Annotated in this window: 27 protein-coding genes; 8 read left to right on the top strand and 19 right to left on the bottom strand. The window is 67.6% G+C overall.

Features of this window, described 5'->3' with window-relative positions; all coding sequences use genetic code 11:
- Window positions 1–22: 22 nt before the first annotated feature.
- The 3 genes from ACZ9BC_RS08935 to ACZ9BC_RS08925 are packed head-to-tail and all read right to left on the bottom strand — an operon-like array spanning window position 23 to window position 2,750.
- Complete coding sequence (locus ACZ9BC_RS08935; RefSeq protein ID WP_476245610.1) at window positions 23–799, bottom strand: ABC transporter ATP-binding protein; 777 nt, start codon at window positions 797–799, stop codon at window positions 23–25.
- On the bottom strand, window positions 775–1,638 hold the full coding sequence (locus tag ACZ9BC_RS08930) for an ABC transporter permease (protein WP_476245609.1): 864 nt from the start codon (window positions 1,636–1,638) through the stop codon (window positions 775–777). The genes ACZ9BC_RS08935 and ACZ9BC_RS08930 overlap by 25 nt, the downstream gene beginning before the upstream one ends.
- Window positions 1,635–2,750 carry an ABC transporter substrate-binding protein gene (locus ACZ9BC_RS08925; protein ID WP_476245608.1) on the bottom strand — a complete coding sequence of 372 codons (1,116 nt, stop codon included), beginning with the start codon at window positions 2,748–2,750 and terminating at the stop codon, window positions 1,635–1,637. Before ACZ9BC_RS08925 ends, ACZ9BC_RS08930 begins: the two co-directional genes overlap by 4 nt.
- 461 nt (window positions 2,751–3,211) lie before the next feature.
- Here ACZ9BC_RS08925 and ACZ9BC_RS08920 point away from each other — a divergent pair, with 461 nt between their 5' ends.
- Both ACZ9BC_RS08920 and ACZ9BC_RS08915 read left to right on the top strand, forming a co-directional pair.
- The gene (locus ACZ9BC_RS08920; RefSeq protein WP_476245607.1) at window positions 3,212–4,369 is read left to right on the top strand and encodes a PQQ-dependent sugar dehydrogenase; all 1,158 of its coding nucleotides are present in this window, start codon (window positions 3,212–3,214) and stop codon (window positions 4,367–4,369) included.
- Between the two features lie 4 nt (window positions 4,370–4,373).
- On the top strand, window positions 4,374–5,108 hold the full coding sequence (locus ACZ9BC_RS08915; protein WP_476245606.1) for an SDR family NAD(P)-dependent oxidoreductase: 735 nt from the start codon (window positions 4,374–4,376) through the stop codon (window positions 5,106–5,108).
- An 8-nt stretch (window positions 5,109–5,116) separates the two neighbouring features.
- Here the strand turns inward: ACZ9BC_RS08915 and ACZ9BC_RS08910 are convergent, their stop codons facing one another.
- A complete protein-coding gene (locus ACZ9BC_RS08910; protein ID WP_476245605.1) occupies window positions 5,117–6,010 on the bottom strand; it encodes a helix-turn-helix transcriptional regulator in 894 nt (297 codons plus the stop codon).
- A gap of 141 nt (window positions 6,011–6,151) precedes the next feature.
- On the opposite strand from ACZ9BC_RS08910, the gene ACZ9BC_RS08905 reads away from it, so the two are divergent.
- The 4 genes from ACZ9BC_RS08905 (at window position 6,152) to ACZ9BC_RS08890 (ending at window position 9,728) form a co-directional block, all read left to right on the top strand.
- On the top strand, window positions 6,152–7,390 hold the full coding sequence (locus ACZ9BC_RS08905) for a multidrug effflux MFS transporter (RefSeq protein WP_476245604.1): 1,239 nt from the start codon (window positions 6,152–6,154) through the stop codon (window positions 7,388–7,390).
- A 100-nt stretch (window positions 7,391–7,490) separates the two neighbouring features.
- Window positions 7,491–8,531, top strand: a complete 1,041-nt coding sequence (locus ACZ9BC_RS08900; RefSeq protein ID WP_476245603.1) for an NAD(P)-dependent alcohol dehydrogenase — start codon at window positions 7,491–7,493, stop codon at window positions 8,529–8,531.
- 178 nt (window positions 8,532–8,709) lie between these two features.
- The gene (locus ACZ9BC_RS08895; protein WP_476245602.1) at window positions 8,710–9,498 is read left to right on the top strand and encodes a hypothetical protein; all 789 of its coding nucleotides are present in this window, start codon (window positions 8,710–8,712) and stop codon (window positions 9,496–9,498) included.
- A 50-nt stretch (window positions 9,499–9,548) separates the two neighbouring features.
- Entirely contained in the window at window positions 9,549–9,728 is a 180-nt protein-coding gene (locus tag ACZ9BC_RS08890) for a hypothetical protein (protein WP_079595056.1), read from the top strand.
- A 15-nt stretch (window positions 9,729–9,743) separates the two neighbouring features.
- On the opposite strand, the gene ACZ9BC_RS08885 is transcribed toward ACZ9BC_RS08890, so the two are convergent.
- The 11 genes from ACZ9BC_RS08885 to ACZ9BC_RS08835 form a co-directional block, all read right to left on the bottom strand.
- A complete protein-coding gene (locus ACZ9BC_RS08885; RefSeq protein ID WP_476245601.1) occupies window positions 9,744–10,340 on the bottom strand; it encodes a GNAT family N-acetyltransferase in 597 nt (198 codons plus the stop codon).
- Entirely contained in the window at window positions 10,327–12,462 is a 2,136-nt protein-coding gene (locus tag ACZ9BC_RS08880) for a penicillin acylase family protein (protein WP_476245600.1), read from the bottom strand. The genes ACZ9BC_RS08885 and ACZ9BC_RS08880 overlap by 14 nt, the downstream gene beginning before the upstream one ends.
- Before the next feature lie 129 nt (window positions 12,463–12,591).
- Window positions 12,592–12,870, bottom strand: coding sequence for a hypothetical protein (locus tag ACZ9BC_RS08875; protein WP_476245599.1), 279 nt, complete (start codon window positions 12,868–12,870; stop codon window positions 12,592–12,594).
- A gap of 104 nt (window positions 12,871–12,974) precedes the next feature.
- Entirely contained in the window at window positions 12,975–14,003 is a 1,029-nt protein-coding gene (locus ACZ9BC_RS08870) for a LacI family DNA-binding transcriptional regulator (protein WP_476245598.1), read from the bottom strand.
- A gap of 104 nt (window positions 14,004–14,107) precedes the next feature.
- On the bottom strand, window positions 14,108–14,953 hold the full coding sequence (locus tag ACZ9BC_RS08865) for a CPBP family glutamic-type intramembrane protease (protein ID WP_476245979.1): 846 nt from the start codon (window positions 14,951–14,953) through the stop codon (window positions 14,108–14,110).
- Between the two features lie 84 nt (window positions 14,954–15,037).
- On the bottom strand, window positions 15,038–15,982 hold the full coding sequence (locus ACZ9BC_RS08860; RefSeq protein ID WP_476245597.1) for a tetratricopeptide repeat protein: 945 nt from the start codon (window positions 15,980–15,982) through the stop codon (window positions 15,038–15,040).
- A 110-nt stretch (window positions 15,983–16,092) separates the two neighbouring features.
- The gene (locus ACZ9BC_RS08855; protein WP_115523869.1) at window positions 16,093–16,290 is read right to left on the bottom strand and encodes a hypothetical protein; all 198 of its coding nucleotides are present in this window, start codon (window positions 16,288–16,290) and stop codon (window positions 16,093–16,095) included.
- Between the two features lie 191 nt (window positions 16,291–16,481).
- Window positions 16,482–16,664, bottom strand: a complete 183-nt coding sequence (locus tag ACZ9BC_RS08850) for a hypothetical protein (RefSeq protein WP_476245596.1) — start codon at window positions 16,662–16,664, stop codon at window positions 16,482–16,484.
- A gap of 190 nt (window positions 16,665–16,854) precedes the next feature.
- A complete protein-coding gene (locus tag ACZ9BC_RS08845; protein WP_476245595.1) occupies window positions 16,855–17,715 on the bottom strand; it encodes an ABC transporter ATP-binding protein in 861 nt (286 codons plus the stop codon).
- Complete coding sequence (locus tag ACZ9BC_RS08840; RefSeq protein ID WP_476245594.1) at window positions 17,712–18,812, bottom strand: FecCD family ABC transporter permease; 1,101 nt, start codon at window positions 18,810–18,812, stop codon at window positions 17,712–17,714. The genes ACZ9BC_RS08845 and ACZ9BC_RS08840 overlap by 4 nt, the downstream gene beginning before the upstream one ends.
- A complete protein-coding gene (locus ACZ9BC_RS08835; RefSeq protein WP_476245593.1) occupies window positions 18,809–19,885 on the bottom strand; it encodes a FecCD family ABC transporter permease in 1,077 nt (358 codons plus the stop codon). Before ACZ9BC_RS08835 ends, ACZ9BC_RS08840 begins: the two co-directional genes overlap by 4 nt.
- Before the next feature lie 126 nt (window positions 19,886–20,011).
- On the opposite strand from ACZ9BC_RS08835, the gene ACZ9BC_RS08830 reads away from it, so the two are divergent.
- Entirely contained in the window at window positions 20,012–21,019 is a 1,008-nt protein-coding gene (locus tag ACZ9BC_RS08830; protein WP_476245592.1) for an ABC transporter substrate-binding protein, read from the top strand.
- Window positions 21,020–21,027: 8 nt separating this feature from the next.
- Window positions 21,028–21,945: a siderophore-interacting protein gene (locus ACZ9BC_RS08825; RefSeq protein ID WP_476245591.1), complete on the top strand. Its 918-nt coding sequence runs from the start codon at window positions 21,028–21,030 to the stop codon at window positions 21,943–21,945.
- A 3-nt stretch (window positions 21,946–21,948) separates the two neighbouring features.
- Here the strand turns inward: ACZ9BC_RS08825 and ACZ9BC_RS08820 are convergent, their stop codons facing one another.
- From ACZ9BC_RS08820 to ACZ9BC_RS08805, 4 genes are all read right to left on the bottom strand, one after another.
- The gene (locus ACZ9BC_RS08820; RefSeq protein ID WP_476245590.1) at window positions 21,949–22,716 is read right to left on the bottom strand and encodes a GAF and ANTAR domain-containing protein; all 768 of its coding nucleotides are present in this window, start codon (window positions 22,714–22,716) and stop codon (window positions 21,949–21,951) included.
- Entirely contained in the window at window positions 22,713–22,964 is a 252-nt protein-coding gene (locus ACZ9BC_RS08815; RefSeq protein WP_476245589.1) for a hypothetical protein, read from the bottom strand. Before ACZ9BC_RS08815 ends, ACZ9BC_RS08820 begins: the two co-directional genes overlap by 4 nt.
- Before the next feature lie 2 nt (window positions 22,965–22,966).
- Window positions 22,967–23,695, bottom strand: a complete 729-nt coding sequence (locus tag ACZ9BC_RS08810; protein ID WP_476245588.1) for a GAF and ANTAR domain-containing protein — start codon at window positions 23,693–23,695, stop codon at window positions 22,967–22,969.
- A 184-nt stretch (window positions 23,696–23,879) separates the two neighbouring features.
- Complete coding sequence (locus ACZ9BC_RS08805; RefSeq protein WP_476245587.1) at window positions 23,880–24,215, bottom strand: hypothetical protein; 336 nt, start codon at window positions 24,213–24,215, stop codon at window positions 23,880–23,882.
- Window positions 24,216–24,224: the final 9 nt, after the last annotated feature.

The raw sequence follows: 24,224 nt of genomic DNA, 5'->3' as shown, positions 1-24,224 counted from the left end.
ATGGTCCTTCGGGTCGGGAGGGTCAGTGGCTGGTGCCGACGACGCCAAGGTCGGCAAGGAGGTCGCGGCGCAGGGCTTCGTGGCCGGCGGCATCCACCGCGGTGCTGACGTCCGGCGTTACGGTGCGGACGGTGGCAACGCGGCCGTGGTCCAGCACCACGATCCGGTCCGCGAGGGCGATGGCTTCGTCCACATCGTGGGTCACCAGCAGGACGGCCGGGCGGTGCGCGGCCACCAAATCCTGGAGCAGCCCGTGCATCTTGATGCGGGTAAGGGCGTCGAGGGCCCCGAAGGGCTCGTCGGCCAGCAGCAGCTGCGGCTCGCGGACCAGCGACCGGGCCAGCGCCACGCGCTGCTGCTCGCCGCCGGAAAGCTCGTGGGGCCAGGATTTTTCCCGGCCGGCGAGCCCCACTTCGGCGAGGGCCTTGCGTGCCCGGGACTCGGCGTCGTGCTCCCGAAGGCCCAGGGTGACGTTGCCCAGCACGCTGTCCCAGGGCAGCAGCCTAGAATCCTGGAAGACCACGGAGACGCGGTCCGGGACGGTGATGACGCCGCTGCCTTTCACGTCGTGGTCCAGCCCGGCGAGGGCCCGGAGCAGGGTGCTTTTGCCGCAGCCGCTGGGGCCGAGGAGGGCCACGAACTCGCCGGGGGCGATGTCCAGGTCCACACCGTTCAGGACGCCTTTCGGGCCAAAGCCGCGGATCAGGTTCCGGACCGAAACTGCGTTGCCGGCACCAGCTGCAGGGGCTGCGCCGGAGGAGGAGCCGACGGCGGTCAGCCCGCCAGAGTGCGCTGCCATGAGAGGGCCTTTCGTTCGAGGAAGCGGACGGCGCCGTCGGACAACAGGCCGAGAATGCCATAGACAGCCAGTCCGAGGACGATGATGTTGGTTTGGCCGTAGGTGCGGGCGAGCTCCATCATGTAGCCGATGCCGCTGGTGGCGTTGATCTGTTCCACCACCACCAGGGACACCCAGGCTCCGGTGACGGCGAAGCGCAGGCCCAGGAAGAACCCGGGCAGGGCGCCGGGAAGAACCACCTTGCGGATGAACGCTGCACGGCTGAGCCCCACTGTCTGGGCGAGCTCGACGTAGCGCAGGTCGATGCCGCGCAGCCCGGCGTGGGTCTGCAGGTAGATGGGGACGAAGACGCCCAGCGTGATGGTGAGGACCTTCATGGTCTCGTCGATGCCGAACCACAGGATGAGGAGCGGAATCAGGGCGAGGCCGGGGATGGCGCGCTTGATCTGCACCGGCCCGTCGATCAGTGCCTCACCTACGCGACTCAGCCCGGACACGAGGGCCAGCAGGGCGCCCACCACGATGCCGAAGAACAACCCCAAACCGGCCCGCTGGGCGGAGATGGCGAGGTTTTCCTGCAGCCTGCCGTCGGCCAGGAGTTCACCGGCGGTGGCCACCACGGTCCAGGGTTCGGAGAGGATCCGCGGGTCCAGCAGCCCTGTTGCCGAAGAAACTGTCCAGAGCCCCAGCAGCGCGGAGGGGCCCAGCAGCCAGGCCAGGCGCCGCCGTCGTCCGGGGCCCAGCCTCCTGCCGGTGGGCCGCACGTCCTCGCGTGACGCGAGGGCCGGGTCCAAGTGGGGTTCGACGGCGGGACGTTCCAGGACCGGGGCCGCGCTCACGCTGCACCGCCCTTGCCGGCCGTGGCGAAGGCGGTGCCGGCGATGGCCTCAAAGCGGGTGTCATAGAGGTCCGCCGCCTTCAGCTGCGGCTTCTTCTGCTCCCTGGCGAGCAGGTCGATGGTCTGTTGGTGCCGTTCGATGGCTTCGGTCCAGGTGGTGGGGACGTCCCGTTTGCCGGCGGCATCGATCAGGTACTGGCCATCCTCCGCGGAGAGGCCCTGGTCCTTGATGTAGTAGCCTTCGAGCCACTCCTTGGGGTGGTCCTCGATCCAGCGCTGGGCCTTGCCCCACGCTTCCACGTACTTGGCCAGCGCGGCGGCCTTGGCAGGATCGGCGAGGACCTTGGCGGGGGAGTACAGGTGCCCGGGGTCGTCGCGGAGGCCGTGGCGGAGGGTGGTGGCGCCGTCGGCCTTGTACTTGGCGAGGTACCGCTTGATCTGGACGCCGCCCAGCGGCGCCGCATCAACCTGCTTGCTGGACAGCGCGGAGGAGTAGGCGTCACCCGTGCTGGGCAACTCGATGAGCTTCACGTCATCCTGGGCGAGCCCGGCCTTTTCCAGGATCCGCAGGACCAGGGCGCCCTGGGCCTGGCCCGGGCTGTACGCCACCTTCTTGCCGCGCAGGTCCTCCAGTTTGGTGATCCCGGAGCCGGGGGCGACGCCTAGTTCGTACAGCGGGTGGTTCACGGCGTCCTGCCGGTAGGCGCTGGCGATGATCCGCACGTCCAGGCCGGTCCAGGTGGCGTGGATGGGCGGGATGTCCGCCACCGAGCCGACGTCCAGGGCATTGGCCCGGAACGCTTCGGTGGTCTGGGGGCCGCCGGAGATATTGGCGAACTCCACGTTGATGCCGTCCAGGTCCTTGATCAGGCCGGACAGTTCCAGGGCAACCCGGATGCTGGGATCACCCACGGTGATGGTGGTGCCGGCGGGAACGGACGTGGCGAGCGGGGCGAAGGACGCCTGGCTGGTGGGGTTGCCGGCGGTGGCGGCTCCGCCGCAGGCCGTCAGGAGCCCGACGGCGGGAATCGCCAGGAGTGCGCCCAGGGCGCGCCGCCGGCTGAAAGCACCGGTGGAGGACGGTTGGGGCGGGGAGGATGCAGCGGGGGACATGCTGTGCCTTTCGAAGGGACGGTATGCGGGGATCAGGGCGCGACGAAGCGCCAGGGGACCCGGACAGCCGGGAAAAGGGAAGGAGGTGCGGGCCGCCGTCGGACGCTGTGGCGGTGGTGCTGCTACGTCAGCGGCTGGTGGTTGAGCTTGTCGAAACCAGGGACTAGGTGCACATTCGGCGGAGGCAACACGGACCGAAAGTGCGGGTGCCTTGCGGGCGGTTGGATGGATGCGGCATCGGTCCTCCTGTTCACTGTCAGTGGGTGTTGCGCTTGGCCTGGCGTGTGCCGTGGAAACACCTAAGCACGGGCTGCAGGGCGATGGCCAGCACCCCGCAACGGAAGCGAAACGGGAGGAAACGGCGCTACTTATGGCGCCATCCGGGGGACAAACCGGGCAACGTGACGCCATGATGCGCAACGGGGGTTAATGTGACTGGAACGACTCGTTAGGAGAAGTACATGCGCCATTGGGCCCTTACGGCAGCTGCCCTCGGGACAGGCATCCTGCTGGCAGGCTGCACGGCAGCGCCGCCCGCGCCGCCGTCCAGCACTTCCCCTGCCCCGGCATCATCCGCCCCGGTTTCGTCCGAGCCGCCTGCATCTCCACCCCCCACATCCGCACCGTCCAATGAACCCACCAAGACCGCGGCCGGCACCATCGGTGGCGAACCCCGGCCGGTGGCAACGGACCTGCAGGCCCCGTGGTCCGTGGTGTTCCGCAACGGCACGCCACTTGTCAGCGAGCGCAACAGCGGACGCATCCTCGAGCTCGCCGCGGATGGTTCCTCGCGCTCCATCGGGACGGTCGACGGCGTGGCGGACCGGGGCGAGGCAGGCCTGCTCGGTCTTGCCGTAGGCAGCGGCGGAGACCTGTTTGTGTATTCAACGGCGGAGGACGGCAACCGGGTCCAGCGCTTCCCCATCACCGGTGCGGCAGGATCGCTGGCTCTGGGACAGCCGGAGACACTCCTTGACGGGATTCCAGCCGCGAGTACCCACGACGGCGGCCGCATCGCCTTTGGTCCCGACGGCATGCTGTACGTAACGGCCGGGGACGCGCAACAGCGGGACAGTGCCCAGGACCGGGACTCCCTGGCCGGCAAGATCCTGCGGATGACCCCCGAGGGCGATGTTCCGGCCGACAACCCGTTCCCGGGCTCCCTGACCTACAGTTACGGGCACCGGAACCCGCAGGGATTAGCGTGGGCGGACGACGGAACCATGTTCGCCACCGAATTCGGGCAGAACACCTGGGACGAGCTGAACATCATCACCGCCGGCGCCAACTATGGCTGGCCCACCGTTGAGGGGATCGCCGGGAGGGAGGGCTTTGTGGATCCCGTGCAGCAATGGCAAACCGGGGCTGCCAGCCCCAGCGGCATGGCCCATGCCGGCGGAACCCTGTTCATCGCCAACCTTCGGGGACAGGTCCTGCGGTCGGTCCCCGTCTCCGACCCCAGCACATCCACCGAGCACTACAGCCGTGAGTACGGCCGGATCCGTGACGTCGCGCTGGCTCCGGACGGTCAGCTGTGGTTCCTGACCAACAACACCGACGGCCGGGGGGACCCGGAGCCCGGGGATGACCGGATCCTCGCAGTCCCGCTGGTTGAGTAGTGGCATGGCCAGGATACTGATCACCGGTTCCGCCGGCGGGCTCGGGTTGAATGCCTCGAAGGAACTGATCCGGCTGGGCCACGAGGTGGTGCTGCACGCCAGGAGCGAATCACGGCTGGACGCCGTGTCCGGGCTGCGGGACCAGGCCCGCGGCACGGTGTCCGGCGACCTCGCCGACCCCGCAGAGGCCATAAGGGTTGCGGAGGAGGCCGAGTCCTTCGGCCCCTTCGACGCGATCATCCACAACGCCGGCGTTTACCGTGGCCCGGACATCTTCAGCGTGAACACGGTTGCGCCGTATGTCATGACCGCCGTCATGGGCAGGCCGCGCCGGATCGTTTATCTCAGCAGCGGCATGCACCGCTCCGGCTCCACGGACCTCGCCACCGCGGACTGGGCGGATGCAACCGGCCGGCCGGGCGCCTACTCGGACAGCAAGCTGTACGTCACCGCGCTCGCGGCGGCGGTGGCGGTGCGCTGGCCGGACGTCGCCAGCAACGCGGTGGATCCCGGCTGGGTCCCGACGCGGATGGGCGGCCCCGGCGCGCCGGATGACCTGGAACTGGGTCATGCCACCCAGGTATGGCTGGCGCTGGATGCGGACAACGCTGCAGGGTCAGGCGGGTACTGGTTCCACCAGCAGCGGCGGAAACCGCACCCGGCGGTGGACAGCGAAGCGTTCAGGGCCGAACTGCTGGACCGGCTGGAACAGTACACCGGTATCGGACTGCCGGAGTAACCTTCCGGCTAGCTCCGGGAGTGGGCCAGGGCTGCCTCGACAATGTTCTCCGTGGCAGCCCAGGACGCCAGGAGTTTCAGGCCCTCGTCCGAGGGGCTGCCCGGCGTGGCGGGGTAGACCGTGAGGGTATGGCCCGGGTCCTCCTCCAGGCCCAGGACCTGGTAGTTCAATTCGAGCAGGCCCACCACCGGGTGCTTGAAGATCTTCGTTCCGGCGTAGTGCCGCCGGACATTGTGGGCTGCCCAGCGGGTCCGGAACTCGTCACTGCGCATGGAAAGCTCGCCCACCAGCTCGGCGATGCCCTTGTCGTGCGGGCTGCGGCCCGCTTCCCGGCGCAGGATGGCCACGTTCACGTTGGCCGCCCGGTCCCAGTCGGTGTAGAAATCGTGTGCCCGGGGGTCCAGGAAGATGAACCGGGAATGGTTCGCCGGCCGTGCCGTGCCGCGGTACATGTCCGAGTACAACGCGTAGCCCAGGGTGTTGGCCGCCACGATGTCCAACCGGTTGTTCCCGATAAAGGCCGGCGCCCCCGTAATGGTGTCCAGGAGATACTGCAGTTCCGGCCGCACCCCTGACGGGGCAGAGCCGCCGGCGCTCGCAGCCCGTTTGCGTCCCGATGTGTTGGCCGCCCGGGCGAGGTCGTAGAGGTGGTCATGTTCCGCGCGGTCCAGCTCGAGTGCCCCCGCAATGGCGTCCAGCACACTGTCGGAAACCCCCGTGAGGTTTCCGCGCTCCAGCCGCGTGTAGTAGTCCACGCTGACCCCGGCCAGCCGGGCCACCTCCTCACGCCGCAGTCCCGGCACCCGCCGCCGCCCGCCGTACGGTTCCAGCCCCGCCTGCTCGGGTGTGATGCGCCCACGGCGGGTCGAAAGGAACTGTCGTACCTCGGCTCGGTTATCCATAGGGACACGTTACGACGAAACCGAAAGCCGTAAGGAGGGTCCTGCCAGAACCAGTTACGGCAGGACCCTCGCTACGTTTCCCGGCAGCCGGTTTGATGGAACGGTCCCCCCTTTCGCCACCACCGGATGGAGCACCACCGCATGCGCGCAAGCGTCACGCACTCCCGGGACGGCCTCCGGCCGGCGCCTGGTGCCGTGCCTGCCACCCTGGTTGCCACGGTCATCTTCCTGACAGCCGTGGCACCGCTGGCCACCGACATGTACGTCCCGGCCTTCCCGCAGGTGTCCGAGGAGTTCGGCTCCACCGCATCCGCTGTGCAGTTGACGCTGACCACGTTTTTCGCCGGCATGGGGCTTGGACAGCTGGTGGGCGGCCCTTTCAGCGACCAGCGCGGCCGGCGGCTGCCGCTGGTGGCGGGTACTGTCCTGATGACAGCGGCGTCCATTGCCTGCGCCACCGCACCGGACGTCGGGATCCTGATGCTGGCCCGGTTCCTGCAGGGCTTCGGCGGCGGCTGGGCCATGGTCATCGGCCGGGCCGTCATCGTGGACCTGGCCCATGGACCGCAGCTGGTCCGCGTCCTCAACCTTGTGATGGGGATCGGCGGCGTGGCACCGATCATCAGCCCCCTCCTCGGAGCGGTCATCCTCCAGCTGACAGGGTGGCGGATGACGTTCTGGTCGCTTGCCGCCCTCGGCATCCTGATGACCCTCTGCGCGCTGTTCATCGTTCCGGAGACGCTGCCGCCGGAAAAGCGGCACGCAGGCGGGCTGCGGGAATTCGGCCGCGCGGCGAAGGCCGTCCTCTCAAACCGCCGCTTTGTCGGCTACGTCGTGGTGGCGTCGTCGGCCTTTATTGCCCTGTTCGCCTACGTGGCCACGTCAGCGTTCATCCTGCAGAACATGAACGGGCTCTCGCCCGTGGCGTACTCGCTCGTCTTCGCGGCGAATGCGGGCGGCATGACCATCGCCGCGCTGGTCTCGGCGCGTTTGGCCGGGCGCGTGCCGACCCGCCGCGTCATCCTCACAGGCCAGGTCATCGCCCTTGCCGCCGGGGTGGCCATGCTGGCCGGAGCCCTGTGGTGGGCCACACCGCTGCTGGTGGCGATGGGCAGCTTCTTCGCCCTCATGGTGGCGCAGGGCCTGATCAACACCAATGGCGGCGCCCTCGCCTCGGCGGAGGTGCCAGAACACCCGGGCACCAGTTCGGCGGTGCTGGGCCTTGTCCAGTGGACCACCGCGGGCGTCGTCGCACCGATCGCCGGGCTGGGCGGCTCCGACACGGCCGTTCCCATGGCGCTGCTCATGATCGGCGGGGCACTGCTGTCCCTGTTCGGCCTCCTCGTCCTGGCCCGACCCGCTAAAGGGGTTCTGCCATAACCCGTTACAGCAGGGCCCTCGCTGGGCACCCCAACTGCGGGTTTGATGTTAATGAACCCCTGTAGCATTTCGTTATCCCCCCAAGAACCACAGGAGAACCATGACCACCGTCAAGGCCTATGCATCCCCGTCCGCCACAGAGGACCTCGTTTCAACCACCATCGAGCGCCGCGCCGTCGGCCCCCACGACGTCCTGATCGAGATCAAGTTCGCCGGCATCTGCCACTCGGACATCCACACCGTCCGCGGTGACTGGGGCCCGCAGCAGTACCCGCTGGTTCCCGGGCACGAAATTGCCGGCGTTGTCACCGAGGTGGGTTCCGCCGTCACCAAGCACGCCGTGGGCGACCGGGTGGGCGTTGGCTGCATGGTCAACTCCTGCCGCGAGTGCGCCAACTGCGTCAAGGGCGAGGAGCAGTACTGCCTCAACGGCATGGTGGGCACCTACGGCGCCGTTGACCGCGACGGGACCATCACCCAGGGCGGCTACTCCACCCACGTGGTGGTCACCGAAGACTTCGTGGTGCGCATCCCCGAAGGCATCGAGCTCGACGTCGCCGCGCCGCTGCTCTGCGCCGGCATCACCACGTTCTCACCGCTGCACCGCTGGGGCGCCGGGCCGGGCAAGAAGGTTGCCGTCGTGGGCCTGGGCGGACTTGGGCACATGGCCGTCAAGCTCGCGTCCGCGATGGGTGCCGACGTCACCGTCCTGTCCCAGTCGCTGAAGAAGCAGGAGGACGGGCTGCGCCTGGGCGCCACCAGCTACTACGCCACCAGCGACCCCTCCACGTTCGAGCAGCTTGCCGGGACATTCGACCTGATCATCAACACGGTCAGCGCCTCGATCGACATCAGCTCCTACCTGCAGCTGCTGACCCTCGACGGTGCCCTGGTGAACGTCGGCGCCCCTGCCGAGCCGCTCCCGGTCAACGCCTTCGCCCTGATCACGGGCCGCCGCTCCTTCGCCGGCTCCATGATCGGCGGCATCCGCGAAACCCAGGAGATGCTGGACTTCTGCGCCGCACACGGCATCGGTGCTGAGGTCGAGGTGATCCCCGCGGACAAGATCAACGACGCCTACGAGCGAGTCCTGGCCTCCGACGTCCGGTACCGCTTCGTGATCGACACCGCCACCCTGTAACACGGACATCGCGACGGCGGGCCGGTTCCTTGTGGGACCGGCCCGCCGTATGTGTGAGACCGGGAGCAGTTTTGTTATTCGCCGCAACGTTTGGGCGGCAATCCCGCGGTTTCCGCTCCTTCGTGCGCCGGCGGTTCCACAATGAAGGGACAGGTTTTTCGTACCCTGGGAGGGTGTGATGAGAAGGTCCCGCGGTCTGTTTCCCGCATTGATTCTGGTTGGTGTTGCGGTTGCCGGATGCGGCCCGCAGGCAGGGCAGCCCACGGCCACCACGCCGGCGGCGATGAGCACTGCACCCAGTCCGTCGGCCACTACCTCGCCGCCGTCTGCCTCGCCGTCGGCCGTGCAGACGGCCACCGCAATCGCCACCGCAACCGCCACAGTGGAGCCCACCGCCGGGCCTACCGCCACAAAGGCGGCCTGGAAGACATTCACGACGGCGGACGGGCAGCTGGCCTTTGACCTTCCGCCCGCGTGGAGCGTGCGGGACCCGGCCGGGGAGCTGCCCGAAGGCGGCGGGGCTTTCGCCGAGGTGACCAACGAAGCGGGCCGGCCACTGGCCACGCTGCGGACCAATATGGCCACGGGATCCACCTGCATGGAGAAGTACCCCTTCTCCGAGTTTGAGTCGCAGCAGATGCCGGCCCTGGCCCAGAACGGGGATGTGCCCCGGTACGTCTTTGAAACCCGCGGCGACGCCACCGCTCCCGGCCCGGCCGATACCCCTGCTGCCGCTTACGGCATCACCACAGTTGAGGCTCCCACCGGCGACACTGCCTGCCCCATCTTCCATTTCTTCACATGGCCGCCCACCGCCGCCATGTTCGGTGCCTTCTACAACCCGGACAACAACAGGACCCCCGGCAGCGAGTCCTTGCCGTACCTTGAACAGGCCCGGAAGTACATGGACACCACCGAATACCAGAACATCCGAAGGATGATCACCTCGCTCCGGCCGGCCGGCTAAACGGCCCGGTATTCCGCCATCCGGGCCTCCAGCCACAACGAATCACTGTCATGAACTATTACAGCCCGGCGGCGCAGGAACGAGCCCTGGATGCCGCATACGACGCAGTGGAGAAAGTCCTCGACGGAATGTTCGCACCGTTGAGCCGGCACGCGATGAATGCACGCTGGAACCAAGCCTGCGAGGCCATGGCCAAGTACTTGGAAGCAAAGGACAGCGGCGAAGAGTAGGGCCCTGGCCGGGCCCTACCCGGCCGAACGTGCTTCGAACTTTTCCCGGGTCAGGAACACCAGCTGCGCTTCCTTTTCGGTCAGCTGGACCGTGGGACCAGCCTTAAACCCGAACCCCACGAAGCGCCCGATCGCCTTGCTGTTCCGGGCGTCCGGCTCCGCCACCACCCGGTCCTTGGCCGGATCCGAGAACAGGAACCGGACCAGTCCGGACAGCAGGGTGGGCGTGAAGTTAGGGACCGGGCGTGCGGCCGGGGCCAGCAGCAGGTGCAGGCCGGCGTCCTCAGCCCGGGCCGGATAGGCCTCAGCCACCGGATCTTCTTGGGGGTCATAAGTCTGGAAGATGCCGGCCGGCTGGCCGTCCACCGTCATCAGGTATCCGTGGTGCGTGTCCAGGCTGTCCAGGAACAGGTAGATGTCCCGCACTTCGTCCCGGTCCAGTCCGTTCATGCCCCAGAACCGGGCCCGTTCCTCCCGCACCCAGCCATGGATCAGGTCCGCGTCTTCCTCCGGCGCCAGGCGGAGCAGCCGCAGCCGGCCCAGCCCCGGAAGGTCCTCCTCGTACTCGGCTTCCCGGTCGGCGTACGGAAGGGCGGTGTCAGTGCTGGTCATGATTCTCCTTAGTGAGCTGGTCCCAGTCGGTGATGACGGGGAGAAGTTCGCCGGCGGCCCACAGCGGCAGCTGGCTGAGGAAGTTGTCATCGGCAGGGTTGCCGGATGCACCGAACGGCACGATCCACCGGTTTTTCGCCCGGTCCGAAAGGTCCCACACGTAGCGGGCCACCGGTCCGCGGAACGAGGCATCCGTGACGCCCGGCAGGCTTTCCGTGCACAGCACGCAGCCGGTGTCCCCTGACAGGGCGGTGGCCGGAACGGCGGGCGCAGCGGCACCCGTCGCCGGGTAGTCCGCCATCGCATGCAGAGGCAGCACGGTGTGGGTTTCTCCCCAGGCAGCGGACGACGGCGCCGCTGCCGCCACCTCGAGCGCCTGGCCCACCGCGGCAGGGACGTCGATCCCGAAGGCGGGCCCTGTGGCGAGGATGGTTTCGAGCGCGAAGCCCACCCTTGCCACCGGGTTCAGCCACGGCGCGAACAGGGGAGAGTGCCCGGTGGACACGGCGAGCGGTGCCAGCAGGGGAGTGCCGGCCAGGGCCACCACCAGCGCTGACCGCCAGGTGGCAAAGACCGCAGCGTCCGTGCTGCCGGCATGCATCTGTCCGTCCCAGCCCAGCAGCCGCTCCCGCAGTTCCACGGCGGCGGCGGACAGGGCGGCAGTTGTTGGATCCAGGTCCACCAGCACCTGGCGCAGCGCAGGCCACGATCCGAGCCGGCAGTCCATATGGATGCGCTGCATGTCGTCAGCGGTGAGTCCAGGGGCAGTGCTGATCCCGGTGTCACTGCTGAGCCCGGTGCCAGCCTGTTCTTCCAGGAGGTGCCGGATGCGCTGCGCCCGGTGGGCAGGGGCGAATTCGAGGCCGGTCAGGTCCCCGCCGCCTGAAGCACGGTCGTTGGCGTTGACGGCCAGCCTGTCCACGCGGGACGCCGGCAGGTCCACCCAGTCCCCGTGCCACTGGTGGTCCGGGGATTCCGCCGGAACAGGCCGGACCCGGTTCTCCGGGTTCCGCACCGGAACCTTGCCGGCCACCAGTTGCCGGACGTCCCCGCCGGAATCTGCGGCCAGGACGCAGTTGACCGGCTCCACCCATGCTTCCAGGGCAGCCTCAATGTCACCGGCAGAACGGCTCCGCAACAGCGGCAGGAGGGCCTCGAAACCCAGCCGACCCGCAGCCCTGGACGGTGTCCGCAGACTCAGCGCGTCGCCGTCGGGCCCGCCGGAAATGACCGGCCCGCGCTGTGTTTCGATGATGTCCACGGTCTCGGCGGATGCGCCGCGCACCAGGATCTTCTCCTGATGGTTCGCGGGCACCGGCTCCCAGCCGTCCGGCCCGAGGGCCAGCAGGGCCGCTCCGTCCTGGCGCAGCTGCTCGCTGTAGAGGTCCTGGTAGTCCGCCATCGCATTGGTGACGGCCCACGCCGCCTGCCCCGTGTGGCCGAAGTGCGGCAGTCCGGGCACGCCTGGAAAAGCCAGCCCGACGACGTCGAACTCCGGGCACGCGAGCCGCACCTGCTGGTACACGCCCGGCAGCTCCATGAGCCGGTGCGGGTCCCCGGCAACCATGGGCGAACCAGTGGCGGTAAGGCCGCCCGCAACAGCCCAAGCGTTGCTGCCGGCCCACACGGGCGCTTCAATGCTGAACAGCCCCACCGCATCCGGGCCGAGGGTTTTGGCCACATGGTCCCGCCACAGCTTGTTGGGAAAGGTGCTGAACAGGATGTGGTGGACCAGGAAAACACCCAGCGGAGTCCACGGCTCCCAGGTGGCGGGCGCGGTGCCGGTGTCCCCGAACTCGCGGGCGTCCCGGCGGCCGGAGCGAAGGGCATCGTTGACACCGTCCACGTAGGCCGTGCACCACTGCTGCGTGGCCGGGTCCAGGTTCTCGAAGCAGCGGCGCGCCGTGTCATCGATGCGGGCCTGGCGCGCGAACCGGTCCCACGGCAGTCCTTCGGGGCCCAGCTGTTCGGCCGTCCGGCCCTCCGACCGCCAGCGCTCCATTTCGATCTGCCAGGACCGGTCCGTGGCGGCGTTCTGCCCCTGCAAAAACGCCAGCTCATCAGCCGAGCCGGCGCGCAGGTGGGGAATGCCCCAGGGGTCGCGGAAGGTCTCAGCGGGCATGGGGTCGCGGAGTTGGTGAGGTGGTGGGCACGCGAATTCCTTCTTCTTAGGTAAGCCTAAGTAAGGGTACGTGGCCGGTTCCGGCTTGCCCAAAACGCGGGGCGCAACAAAGCAGCAGAAGGACCGCGGCTAGGAACCCGAGGGGTCTGCTTCGCTGTCGATCTCCGCCAGCACGTCTGCCGCGTCCTGGTTGCCGCCGGCCGCAAGACGCCGAAGTTCGTCCAGGTCGTTCCTTTCAGCGGCCAGCTCCACCAGCTGGTCGGCCGCATCCCGGCTTCCGGAGGCTGCCAGGCTGCGGAGCTCGGCCATGTCCCCGCGTTCTGCAGCCTGCTCGATCAGCTCATCGACGGCATCGGAATCACCGCGGGCGGCGCGCTGCCTCAGCAGCTCAAGCTCCGGATCGGACATGATGCGCCTTTCATGAGGAGTGTCAGTTCCCAGTATGGCCCTGGTTCCTGGTTCCTGGTTCCCGGGTCCCGAGTCCCGGGCTCCGGTTCCCCGGTTTCCCGGGGTCAGCTGCGGACCGGCCCTGTTGATTCCCGGTAGATCAGTTCCATGGGCGGAAGCGCCAGGGGGTTGGCGGGTGGCTGCCCGCCGCGGATTCGGGCTGTCAGCTCGGCCATGCTCCGGGCACCGAGTGCCTCTAGGTCCATGTGCACCGTGGACAGGGACGGAATGTGGAACTTTGATTCCGGAGTGTCGTCCCAGCCAAACACGCTGACATCGCCCGGAACGGAAATGCCCCGATCGTGCAATGCACGGATGACGCCGATGGCCATCTGGTCGTTCGCCACCACCACCGCGGTGACGTCCGTTGCGGCAGCCACCTCGAGTCCAGCCTCGTAACCGGACGAGGCCGACCAGTCACCTGCGGTGATGCCCAGGGAGTTGAGTCCCAGTGCCCTGACGGTGTCCTCGTACACCGCCCGGCGGTTGTGCGCCGAAGGCCAGCCGGCAGGACCTGCCACGTGGAAAAAGTTGCGGTGCCCCAGCGACGCCAGGTGTTCCACGATGCCGGCCGCGGCTGTGCCGTCGGCGATGCTGCCGAGCGCGCGCATCTGGTTGTCGTATTCGCCGGCCACCACCAGTGGAACACGGGAGGCGTGGCCGGCAGCGGTGGTCTGCGGCTGGGGAACGAAGGAAAGGATGCCGGCAATGTCGTCGCCCGCCAGGAGGGTGTGCAGCTGCCGGCTCCGTGCTTCTTCTGTTCCCTCCATGGCCACCACGTCCACCCGGTAGCCGGCGGCATGGGCCGCCGCAGCCGCGCCGTTGAGCATCCTCGCGGGGAAGTACAGGGACGCCTCCGGGACTACCACCACCACCCGGTACAGCTCCCGGGACCGCAGCGACCGGGCAGCCAGGTTGGGGGTGTAGCTCAGCTCGGCGAGGGCCTTTTCCACCCGTTCCAGGGTGCTCGGCTTGAGCGCGTTTTTGTCCTTCAGGTAGCGGGAGACAGTCTGGTGGGAAACACCGGCCAGCGCCGCGACATCGTAAATCGTCGCCGCCTTGGGCCTGTCCCGGCCAACTGCTTCCTGCACCATTTGCTTCCTGCATCATCTATGGCGGCTCGCCGCTGCGTTCCGGCGGCCGCGCCGTTCCGCGTGAGAAATCCGGGTTTCAGCCTAATCCCTCACGGGGAACAGGATCAGTAGAGGAAGATGTCGATCCACGCGCGGTTGTGGGCGTGGATCAGCACCAGGAACAGCACGAAGTCGAACAGCAGGTGCACGCTGACGATGTAGGAGAGGGACCTCGTCACCGTGAACAGCCGGGCCTGGAGCAGGGCGAACGGGAAGATGAAGAACGGCGCCCACGCATGGAAGCCGAGTTCCCACAGGAAGGATGTGAAGAGCACGGCCTGCAGCAGGTTGGCCTGCCAGTCGGGGAGGTGCCGGCGGAAGAGTGTGAAAGCCGTGCAGATGAAGAACAGCTCATCCCAGATGCCCAGCACGTTGGTGCCGAGGAAGAGCCGGGCTATCCCGTCCACGTCACTCACGGCGGGCCAGTTGTTATAGACGCCGGTGCGGATCATGTAGACCGGCATCAGGGCGTACCCGATTACCAGGACGGCGGGCAGGTACCACTTCTCGGCGCGGGTCCACGGCTGCCCCGTCCTGACGGGGAAACGGATGGCGTGGTCTTTGGTGATGAAGCGCGATACGGCATAGGGGATGCCCACGGCCAGGATCATTGCCGTTCCCATCACCGCCATGTGCTCGGTGCTGATGTCCGTGGTGATTGGGACCAGGCTCATGGCGGTCAGGCCCACCGCGATCAGCGCCAGGTCGATCAGGAGGCGCCTGTTGAGGAAGCCCGCCAGGCCAAGGGCCACCGCCAGGAGGAGGAATCCGGAGAGCCGGTCCTCCCGCACAAAGAGCAGGAACCCCGACGCCGATACAAGGGCTGCGGGGATGACGGCCAGGGCCGTGCGGGCCGGTTTCCCTGCTTCCGGCCCCAGAAGATCGGCTTGCGCCGGTGATTGCTGCCTCATCACGTCCCTATGCTTGCAGTGGCGCTTCCGGTGTGATGCCAGTTTACTTGGGGCCCGGAAGCGAAACGAGGGCGGGACACCCCGTCACCAGAGCAGCGTTAGGTCCAGGTCCACCGCAGGCCGGGAGCCCGTCCAGGCCTTCAGGATCCCGCTCAGCTCATGTTCGGGGCCGGCCAGCCCCAGGCGGGCCGCGTCCAGCGGCGCCGGTTCATGATGGTGTCCCTCCTCGGGAGTTCCGTGCGAGCACTCCGAGCACATGAGGCGCATCCCGGACCAGTCATCCAGGCCCAGTCCCCGCTGTTCCAGCTGGTCGGACAACTCCTGGAGGTCGTCCGTGGTGGCTCCGGCAACCCTGGCTTCCCAGGTGGGCAGGCCCGAGTCCTCGAGCCGTTTGAGCTCGTCGAACACGGCTACGTCCTGTTGGCCGAGCCGGCGGAATCCCTTCGGCTCGCCATCGTGCAGGATGACATCCCTGCACCTGTGCCCGGATTCCGGAAGCGGAACATTCGCGATGACGGCATGGGCAGGGCTTCGCCGCCAGCACCAGACCACCTCGGCGGCTCCGGCCGACGGCGGGGCCTGGTGGGGGAGGGACGGCTGGTCCGGGTTCAGCCGGATGGGCACCATGCCAAAATCTTCGTCGATGGGTTCAAAGCCGCTTCCCAGGCCCTGGACACCGTAGGCCGTCCATGCCCGCCGGGCGGTTGCCCAATCGCCCAGCGCCGTGGCCGCAATGCCCAGGTTCCACGCGGCCGGATTAACGCCGTCGAACTCCTCAGCGTCCCGCGACGTAAAAAGCTCAACTGCACGCGCGTTGCGTTCCAGGCTCCGGGCCCACTCACCCTGTGCCTTGGACAGGAGTCCGGCGTGGAACCAGGCGTCGAAGGAATCCGGGGCCAGCCGGAGCATCTCGGAGGCATACAGTGCTGCCCGCTCCGCATCCCCGGCCTCATCTGCAGCCGTCCAGTCGGACCACACCTCCCTGGGTCCGCGCCGGCTGCCGAATCCAGGCCATCTGCTTGCCGTCACCCGTCCAGTATGCGGCCCGCCCCTTGCGGGCACCATGGGGGTTTAAACGGAAACGGCCGACGGCGGGAGGTCCCGTCGTCGGCCGCTTCCGTTGAGCAGAGGCTGGCTGCCTAGGCGTTCGCCAGGGCCCGGTCCTCGCCGCGCAGGCTGAGGGTGAAGGTGTTCGGGCCGCTGCAGGTGACGGCGACGCGGCAGGTGGTGGTGTTGTGCCGTGCCGAGAGGTCGCTGACTGCGGAGTCGAGCGTGTGGTGGAGAGTGGCCTTGTCCCAGATTTTGAGGGTCACGGAGTCAGTGGCATCGAACGTCATTATTCAACTTCCATTTCTTGCGGTCTGGCGGCCCGGTGTGTCCGGCCGTGTCCTCGTCGGTGAGGACAAGCAATTGGGAAAGCGCATTCCCCTCTTTCCATGGTGCATGGTCGCGAGGGAAGAGTGCAACCCATTCGGGGCCGATGTGACCAAGCACACCGGCGAGGGTTCGCCCGGGGATTTGGCGGAGGTTAGGCAGCGCCGCTGTTCAGGCTGAGCGTGAAGGTGTTGGGGCCGCTGCAGGTGACAGCGATGCTGCCCTTGGTGGTGTTGTGGCGGGTGGAGAGGTCTTCAACGAGGGCATCCAGCGTGTGGTGCACGGTGGAGCGGTCCCAGATCTTGAGCGTCACGGATTCGGCAGCTTCAAACGTCATTGTTCAGTACTTCCTTGTTTCGGTCCGGCCGGGCCGGGGAAATGGCCTGCTTACGCCCTGCGGCGTCGGCGGCCCCCAGGGCACACCGGTGGGCCTCATTGCGTCACCAGGATGGACAGGGCTGGAAGTGCTCCCGCCCTGCCCTTCCATGGTGCACAAACCGAAACGGCACTCTCAACCAAATCGCCTTTTATTGCGAGTGAACCTCATCACGTGTGACCAGGGACACGGCGTCGGCCGCCGGGGCCCCTACTGTTCCCAGCGGGATGACGTGCGGGCGGCCCTCCGTGGGTTCCGGCACCACGTGGGCGTCCAGGCCAAACACATCCAGCAGCCGCTCGGAGGTGATGACCTTGGCCGGGGTGCCCTGCGCCACGATGGCACCGTCCTTCATGGCCACGATGTGGTCCGAGTACCGGGCCGCGAGCGAGATGTCGTGGAGCACCATCACCACGGTCCGGTGGTGTTCGCGGTTCAGCCGGCGGACGAGCTCCAGCACGTCTACCTGGTGCGCCAGGTCCAGGTAGGTGGTGGGTTCATCCAGCAGCAGGATTCCCGTCTCCTGGGCCAGCGTCATGGAAATCCAGGCCCGCTGGCGCTGCCCGCCGGAGAGGTCCTCCAGGGGCGTATCGGCGAGGTCCAGGATGTCTGTGGCTTCCAGTGCGGACTCCACCACCGATTCGTCGGAGGCGGAAAACTGCTGGTACCACTTCTGCCGCGGGTGCCGGCCCCGCGAAACGAGGTCCGCCACCGTGAGTCCCGACGGCGCCGTGGGCGTCTGCGGCAGCACGCTGATGCGGGTGGCGATATGGCGGGTGGAATGCTGGCGCAGGGGTGCGCCGTCGAGGAATACCTCGCCGGACCTGGGGCTGAGCAGCCGGCCCAGGCCCCTCAGCAGCGTGGACTTTCCGCATCCGTTGGGCCCGATGATCGACGTTACCCGGGCATTGGGAATGGTCAGCGAGAGGCCGCTGATGATGTTGCCGCCGTCGTAGCCAAGGCTGAGGTCCTGGGCCCGGAGGCCCTCGTGCTGCTCCAAGGACGTGTTCAACTCAGCCTCCGCTGGTATTTGAGGATCAGGTGGATCAGGAACGGTGCCCCCAGCACGGCCGTGGCCACGCCTACCGGCAAGGGGGCAGCCAGGGCATTGGCGGACAGGGTGTCGGCCAGCAGCACGAAAATCGCGCCCACCAGCGCGGATACTCCCACGGAGGGAATCACCGTGGAGGTCAGGGCCCGGGCAATCCGCGGGCTGGCCAGCGCAACGAACGCCACTGGACCAGCAGTCACCGTGGCCACGGACGCCAGGAGGACGGCGAGCGCCAGGACTATCAGGCGGACGGCACCTATCCGGGTGCCAAGCCCGACGGCGGTGTCCTCGCCCAGGCTGGTCAGCAGCAGCCACCGTCCGGTGGCCATGGCGGCAAGGAGCAGCACGGCAGCGCTGAGCGCCATGGGCTGCACGGTCTCCCAGTCTTTTCCGTTCAGTGAGCCCATCATCCAGGTCAGCGCCTGGGCCGCGCTGGTTACGTCGCCCAGGGTGAGGATCCAGGTGGTCAGGCTTGCAGCGAGTCCGGAGATGCCCAGGCCGGCCAGCACCAGCCGGTAGCTGTCCAGGCCCCGGCGGTAGGACAGCAGGTACACGGCAACGCCGCTGAGGATGCCCGCGGTGAACGCCGCGGCAGGCATGCCCACGGTCGCCGCGAGGCCGCTGAGTCCCGCGTGGCCCCCGCCGGCAATCACCAGCACGCTGACAGCCCCCAGTGACGCGCCTGCCGTCACCCCCAGCAGGTCCGGGCTTGCCAGGGGATTGCGTGCCACGGTCTGGGTGATGGCGCCGGCGGCCGCCAGCGAAGCACCGACCACGACGGCGGCCACCATCCTGGGTGCGCGGAACTCCGTGACGGCCAGGTGGATCCTCGTATTGGACTCGTCGCCCAGCAGCGCCCTGAGGACGTCCGGGTAGGCCATGGGGGTGCCGCCGAAAGCGACGTGCAGGGCCATGGCCGCCAGCGTTGCCAGGATCAGCAGCGAGGCCATCACCATCACGCGGACGTTGAGCCGGATGGATACCGGGCCGATGCGCAGCGCCCTGATTTTTGTGGCACTCGGGCTGGCCTGCAGCCGGGTTTTCTGGAGAACTGTCATAGCGTTGCCAGCCTCCGGCGCCGGGCGAGGTAAACGAAAAAGGGTGCTCCCACCACTGCCAGAACCACGGCGACGGATAGTTCCCCGGGCCGGGCAATAAGGCGGCCGGCGGTATCGGCGAGGAGCACAACGGTTGCCCCGGTAAAGAGCGAGAGCGGCACCAGCCAGCGGTAGTCCGGCCCGGTGATGGCACGGGTGATGTGCGGGACCAGCAGTCCGGCGAAGGCGATGGGGCCTGCCAGGGTTACAGCGGTTCCTGCCAGGAGCGTGACAGCGCCGATGCCAACGGCCCGCGCCCGCAGCACCGAGATGCCCAGGGATACTGCGGTGTCCGAGCCGAGCGCAAGGGCGTTCAAGGCCCGGATGTTGAGGAGGGCCAGCAGCACGCCGGCCGCGATGAAGGGCCAGACCAGCTGCAGGACCCCGGTCCGTCCCGCCAGCGAACCCACCTGCCAGAACCGCAGGGTGTCCAGGGCCTGGTCATTGAGGAGGACAATTCCTGCCACGAGCCCTGAGCACAAAGCGGTCACCGCCGCTCCAGCCAGGACCAGTGTGACCGGGGTGGCGCCGTACCGGGCTGCCGATCCGATCATGAACACCAGGACACTGGCAACGAGTGCCCCGGCGAAGGCCAGCGCCGCCTGGGTCAGGGCGGGAAGGTCGCCGGCCAGGGCGGTGGCAGCCACGATAGCCAGCGCCGCGCCCTGATTGATGCCGAGCAGGCCGGGGTCCGCTACCGGGTTCCGGGTATGGCCCTGCACCAGGGTTCCTGCCAGGCCCAGGCAGATCCCGGCGCAGATTCCCAGGACTGTGCGGGGCCAACGCAGCTCGCGGACGGTCACGTCCATGGCGTCGCCCGTGGGGGTGAACACCGCGTGCCAGGCCTCCTGGAGCGAAGACGGCTGCCCTCCGATACAGATGCTGAGCACGCAGGCGGCAAACAGTGCCAGGGCCGATACGAGCAGCCAAACCGTGCGGTTCCGCGGCGCCCTCCGCCGTGGTGCCGGCGCAGCGGTCACCGCCGGATCCGTCCGGGCCACGCCCGGCCCCGGCTCTGCGTTCAGGGTTTTCACATGGGACTTTCTATTACGTCACGGGTTTGTGAGCTAATCCGGCAAATCCTGCTACAGTCTACGGCAGGCGCAGGTAAGCCTTACCTAATGCGTCGCATCCCCGCATCGTTTGTGAAGGCATTCCCCGTGAAAATTCGCATTGTCCAGCAGCTCACCGCTGCTGCCGCCGGCCTGGTTCTCCTGGCCACCGCGGCCTGCGGCTCCCCGGCCGCCACCACCAGTGACACCACTTCCGCCGCTCCCGAAGCAGCAGGATTTCCGCTGACCATGGAACACACCATGGGTTCAACCAGCATCGAAACGGTCCCCAAGCGCGTTGTTGCGCTGGACCCCAGCTACATCGATGCCGCCCTGCTGCTCGAGGCTGACCTGGTGGGTTACGTGCAGTACCGGCAGGACCCCAACGCTCCGTTCGCCCCTTACCTCGGCGATGTAGCCGATGCCACCAAGGATTCGGTGAACGTCGGCACCCTGGCCGAGCCCAACCTGGAAAAGATCCTGGAACTGCAGCCGGACCTGATCGTGTCGGCGAAGGTCCGCCACGAGGCGCTGTACGCGCAGCTGTCCAAGATCGCGCCCACCATTTTCTCCGTGAGCACCGGACCCACCTGGAAGGAAAACGTCGTTTTCCTGGGCGAGGCGCTGGGCAAGAAGGCCAAGGCCGAGGAACTGGTCAAGGCCTACGAGGACCGCGCCGCGAAGGTAGGAGCCGAGATCCTGGCCAAGAAGCCGGACGCAACCTACTCCCTCATCCGTTTCACCGGCGGCGATACTGCCAGGCTCTACTCCTCGAACTCCTTCATTGGCGAGATCATGGCGGACATGAACATTCCGCGCCCCAAGGACCAGCCGGACAGCGAGAAGGAGATCTTCGTACCGCTGTCCGCCGAGCAGATCCTCCAGGGCGACGCCGGACTGGTGATGGTCAGCGCCTTCACCCCGGCCGGAGCCGAAGGTGACAAGGCCCGCGCGCAGCAGGAAGCGTTCCAGTCGAACCCGTTGTGGGAGCGGCTCCAGGGCGAGGTCATCAATGTTGACGACGCCACGTTCCTGGCTTCGGTCAGTATTCAGGGCGCCCACGCTGTGATCACTGACCTGGCCAAGCACTACGGCGTGGATCCGCAGCTGCCGTAATGCCCCTGATGGCTGCCGCAACCCTCGTTTCCCGGCACCCCGTGCGGGTGTTCGAGGCCGTGGTGGCGGAAGTGCGGGACCTGAGCCCGCACTTCCGCCGCATCACGTTCACCGGTCCGGCGCTGCAGGCGTTCGGGGTGCCCGGACCTACCCTGGACCTCCGCATCAAGCTGCTGCTGCCCATCCCCGGCCATGACCTCCAACCGCCGGGCTCGCCCAGCGGACTCCTGCAGGCGGGGTGGTACCAGGACTGGCTCCGGCAGGAGCAACCCGGCCGCGGCTCCATCCGCAGCTACACCGTCCGGGCCCTGCGGCATGCGCCTGCGGGTCCGGAACTCGATATCGACTTTGTGCTGCATCAGGGACCCCGCGACCATGCAGGGCCGGGATCGCGGTGGGCGCAGGAGGCGGAGGCCGGTTGCCGGGCGTGGTTTGTGGGCCCGGACGCCGCTGCGGTAACCCCCGCCACGCCTTTGCCCGAAGCAGGCATCAACTGGAAGCCGGGCAGCGCCGAGCACGTCCTCCTGGCCGGTGACGAAACGGCGGTCCCCGCCATCAGTTCCATCCTCGAAGCACTTCCGCCCCACATCGGTGGGCACGCTTTCCTGGAAGTCCCCGAAGCCGCGGACGTCCTTCCCCTGGCCACGCGCAGCGGCGTACGGATCACCTGGCTGGACCGCGACGGCGGCGCGGCACCACGCGGCCTCCGCCTGGAGCAGGCGGTCCACGCCGTCGTCGAACGCAACGGAGGGTGGCGCTCCACGTATGCGTGGGTGGGCGCTGAAGCCGGGACGGTCAGGACCCTTCGCCGCTGCCTGGTGGCTGCCGGCGTGGATCCGAAATCCTCGGAATTCCGGGGCTATTGGAGTTTGGGGAAAGCAGGTTCCGGGGCCAACGGTGTGCCGGTCACACCTCCGAATTCCTAGCAGTCAGACGTCGAAGTGGGTGGAAACCTGTTTCTCCCCGGAGATGGACGCGATCACGGATGCCGCCACGTCGCGGAGCTTGGTGTTGCGCGTGCTGGACGCCTTGGTCAGGATGGCGAACGCCGTGTCCCGGTTGCACCTGTTCTCAGCCATGATGGAGCCCACGGCCATGTCAATAACGGTGCGCGACTGCATTGCCGCGGCCAGATCATTCCTGGCCTCGCTGAGCTGGGTGATGCGCAGGACCAGCCGCAGCGAGCTTGCCGCCTGGTGAGCGAAGGCCTCCACGGTGGCGATGTCGTCACCGGAGAAACCGTGGCTGCAGCCGGAATACAGGTTAAGCACCGCCTCGGCTTCCCCGGCAAGGTCCAGTGGCACGGCAAGGATTGATGACACCCCTTTTCCCCCAGCCGCCCGGACGTACGGCGCCCATCGCCGCTCGGCGGTGAGGTCAGGCACCAGTACGGTGGCTTTGCTCCTGAGGGCGGTAAGGCACGGGCCGTCTCCGAATCCGTTTTGAATTTCGTCAAGGGCGTGCGCCACGGCGTCGCTGGACGCAAACGCTTCCGGCCGCTTGTGCCGAAGCACGGTGACGCCACCGTGGATGCGGTTGCCGGGAACGGACAGCCGGGACGCAGCCAGGACGGCCAGCTCACCCAGGAAATCCCGGATGTCACGGCTCTGCAGGACCATTTCCTGCAGGGCCAGGTCCGTGTCCGCCGAAGAGTCTGCGGCTTGTGACCCCTCAGGTGAGACGTGGTGGTCCTTCACTCCGTATCACCTTCCGTCATTTCGGTCATCGCCGTGGTGATGAGCCCAACCTGCGCGGCCGGGAGGTCCAGCGCCTCATTGAGGTACGCGTCCAGGGACACCTCATCGATGTCCCCGCCGATCCCGTAGTAGTACGTCCATAGCTTGACCAGCGGGAGCTCCGTGTCCCGGAAACGTTGCGCTGCTCCCCGCCGCTGTTCCGCGGCGTCATTCAGTTGTTCAGGTCCTCCGGTCCCCTCAGAATACATTCCTACCCTCCATCCAGCCGGGCCGCGGAGAAGCTGCCTCCGTCAACAATGTCGGTCGCAATTTGCTGGATCCTGCGGTTGCTTGACACGGCGGCGAGCTGGAGCAGCTCCAGCGCACCGTCCCGTCCGCCGCGGTGCTGGAGCATGATGAGGGCAATGGCCGCGTCAACGACGGCACGGGATTTCAGTGCGCTGTGGAGGTGTTCCGGATAGGCCTGCGGCGCGTGCAGCCGAAGGGCCAGGCGGAGGATGCGGGACATCGACGCCGCATGGGCTTTCAGGAGGCTGCCGGTTTCTTCGTCAAAGGTGTGTGCGGTCCGGGCGTAGCAGTTCAAAGCTGCGCGGGAAGAACCGTCAGCACGGATGGGCACGGCAAGCATCGACTTCACGCCCTCATCCAGCGCGGCCTGCGCACACGTGCCCCACCGCTGGTCGGTGGCCATGTCCTCAACCAGCACCGCGCGCTGCTGCCGGACGGCTGTGAGGCAAGGCCCGGCGTCGGCCGCATACTGCCTCTCGTCCAGCCGCCGGCCCAGGTCGCTGCTGCTGGACACCGTAAACGGAGTGCCATTGCGCTCTACCGTGATGGTGCAGAGCACCGGACGGGTGTCCGCGCCCAGCAATGACGCGGACATGGTGGCGAGGCCCAGGAGGAAGTCGGAAAACTCTGCGCTTTCGAGCAGCAGGTCCTGATATTCCTCGGAGGTAGCCAGTGCATCGCTGCCGGCCATGAGGCCTCGATCCCTAGTTGCGCCATGCTGTCACCCTGGCTGTCGGCCCCTGCGCTCGTTGCGTTCCGGCCCCTGTATTCAACCTCCGGATCCTGTTGCTATCCCGAAATTTCCTACTTCCGACACTACGCCCCTGAGGGGGTTTCGGATACGGCAGGAGGAAGCCCCCACGGGCAGCGCGGATTTATTCGTCCGGCCCGGCGGTACGTCCGTCGGCGCTCCCGCCACTGCGCTCGTCCCGGCTTTCGGAAACCCCGGGTTCAGAGTTGAAATCGTCGGAGTATGGAGCCCGCGGCCGGGGGAGTTCATCGATCAGTTCGTTGGCGGAGAGGGCCAGCAGGTCACGCTGGACCGGCGGCAGCGAGAGAAGCCCCTGAAGATATGCCTCCACTTCATACTCGCCGGCGTCTCCGGCCATACTGAAGTACTTCAGCCAGAGCTCGGACACGGTGATGTCTGCGGCCCGTATTGCTGCGCGGAGCCGGCGCCGTTGTTCCGGTTCGTTTGGATCAAAACCCATGGGCGCCGC

Source organism: Pseudarthrobacter sp. TE3704 (assembly GCF_056279405.1).
This window is presented reverse-complemented; position numbering and strand designations above follow the sequence as displayed.

Bases quoted from the DNA above. Each gene is read 5' to 3' on its own strand.
- ACZ9BC_RS08935 (WP_476245610.1), bottom strand. From the start codon at position 799: ATGGCAGCGCACTCTGGCGGGCTGACCGCCGTCGGCTCCTCCTCCGGC.
- ACZ9BC_RS08925 (WP_476245608.1), bottom strand. From the start codon at position 2,750: ATGTCCCCCGCTGCATCCTCCCCGCCCCAACCGTCCTCCACCGGTGCT.
- ACZ9BC_RS08920 (WP_476245607.1), top strand. From the start codon at position 3,212: ATGCGCCATTGGGCCCTTACGGCAGCTGCCCTCGGGACAGGCATCCTG.
- ACZ9BC_RS08915 (WP_476245606.1), top strand. From the start codon at position 4,374: ATGGCCAGGATACTGATCACCGGTTCCGCCGGCGGGCTCGGGTTGAAT.
- ACZ9BC_RS08910 (WP_476245605.1), bottom strand. From the start codon at position 6,010: ATGGATAACCGAGCCGAGGTACGACAGTTCCTTTCGACCCGCCGTGGG.
- ACZ9BC_RS08905 (WP_476245604.1), top strand. From the start codon at position 6,152: ATGCGCGCAAGCGTCACGCACTCCCGGGACGGCCTCCGGCCGGCGCCT.
- ACZ9BC_RS08900 (WP_476245603.1), top strand. From the start codon at position 7,491: ATGACCACCGTCAAGGCCTATGCATCCCCGTCCGCCACAGAGGACCTC.
- ACZ9BC_RS08895 (WP_476245602.1), top strand. From the start codon at position 8,710: ATGAGAAGGTCCCGCGGTCTGTTTCCCGCATTGATTCTGGTTGGTGTT.
- ACZ9BC_RS08890 (WP_079595056.1), top strand. From the start codon at position 9,549: ATGAACTATTACAGCCCGGCGGCGCAGGAACGAGCCCTGGATGCCGCA.
- ACZ9BC_RS08885 (WP_476245601.1), bottom strand. From the start codon at position 10,340: ATGACCAGCACTGACACCGCCCTTCCGTACGCCGACCGGGAAGCCGAG.
- ACZ9BC_RS08880 (WP_476245600.1), bottom strand. From the start codon at position 12,462: ATGCCCGCTGAGACCTTCCGCGACCCCTGGGGCATTCCCCACCTGCGC.
- ACZ9BC_RS08875 (WP_476245599.1), bottom strand. From the start codon at position 12,870: ATGTCCGATCCGGAGCTTGAGCTGCTGAGGCAGCGCGCCGCCCGCGGT.
- ACZ9BC_RS08870 (WP_476245598.1), bottom strand. From the start codon at position 14,003: ATGGTGCAGGAAGCAGTTGGCCGGGACAGGCCCAAGGCGGCGACGATT.
- ACZ9BC_RS08865 (WP_476245979.1), bottom strand. From the start codon at position 14,953: ATGAGGCAGCAATCACCGGCGCAAGCCGATCTTCTGGGGCCGGAAGCA.
- ACZ9BC_RS08855 (WP_115523869.1), bottom strand. From the start codon at position 16,290: ATGACGTTCGATGCCACTGACTCCGTGACCCTCAAAATCTGGGACAAG.
- ACZ9BC_RS08850 (WP_476245596.1), bottom strand. From the start codon at position 16,664: ATGACGTTTGAAGCTGCCGAATCCGTGACGCTCAAGATCTGGGACCGC.
- ACZ9BC_RS08840 (WP_476245594.1), bottom strand. From the start codon at position 18,812: ATGACAGTTCTCCAGAAAACCCGGCTGCAGGCCAGCCCGAGTGCCACA.
- ACZ9BC_RS08825 (WP_476245591.1), top strand. From the start codon at position 21,028: ATGGCTGCCGCAACCCTCGTTTCCCGGCACCCCGTGCGGGTGTTCGAG.
- ACZ9BC_RS08815 (WP_476245589.1), bottom strand. From the start codon at position 22,964: ATGTATTCTGAGGGGACCGGAGGACCTGAACAACTGAATGACGCCGCG.
- ACZ9BC_RS08810 (WP_476245588.1), bottom strand. From the start codon at position 23,695: ATGGCCGGCAGCGATGCACTGGCTACCTCCGAGGAATATCAGGACCTG.
- ACZ9BC_RS08805 (WP_476245587.1), bottom strand. From the start codon at position 24,215: ATGGGTTTTGATCCAAACGAACCGGAACAACGGCGCCGGCTCCGCGCA.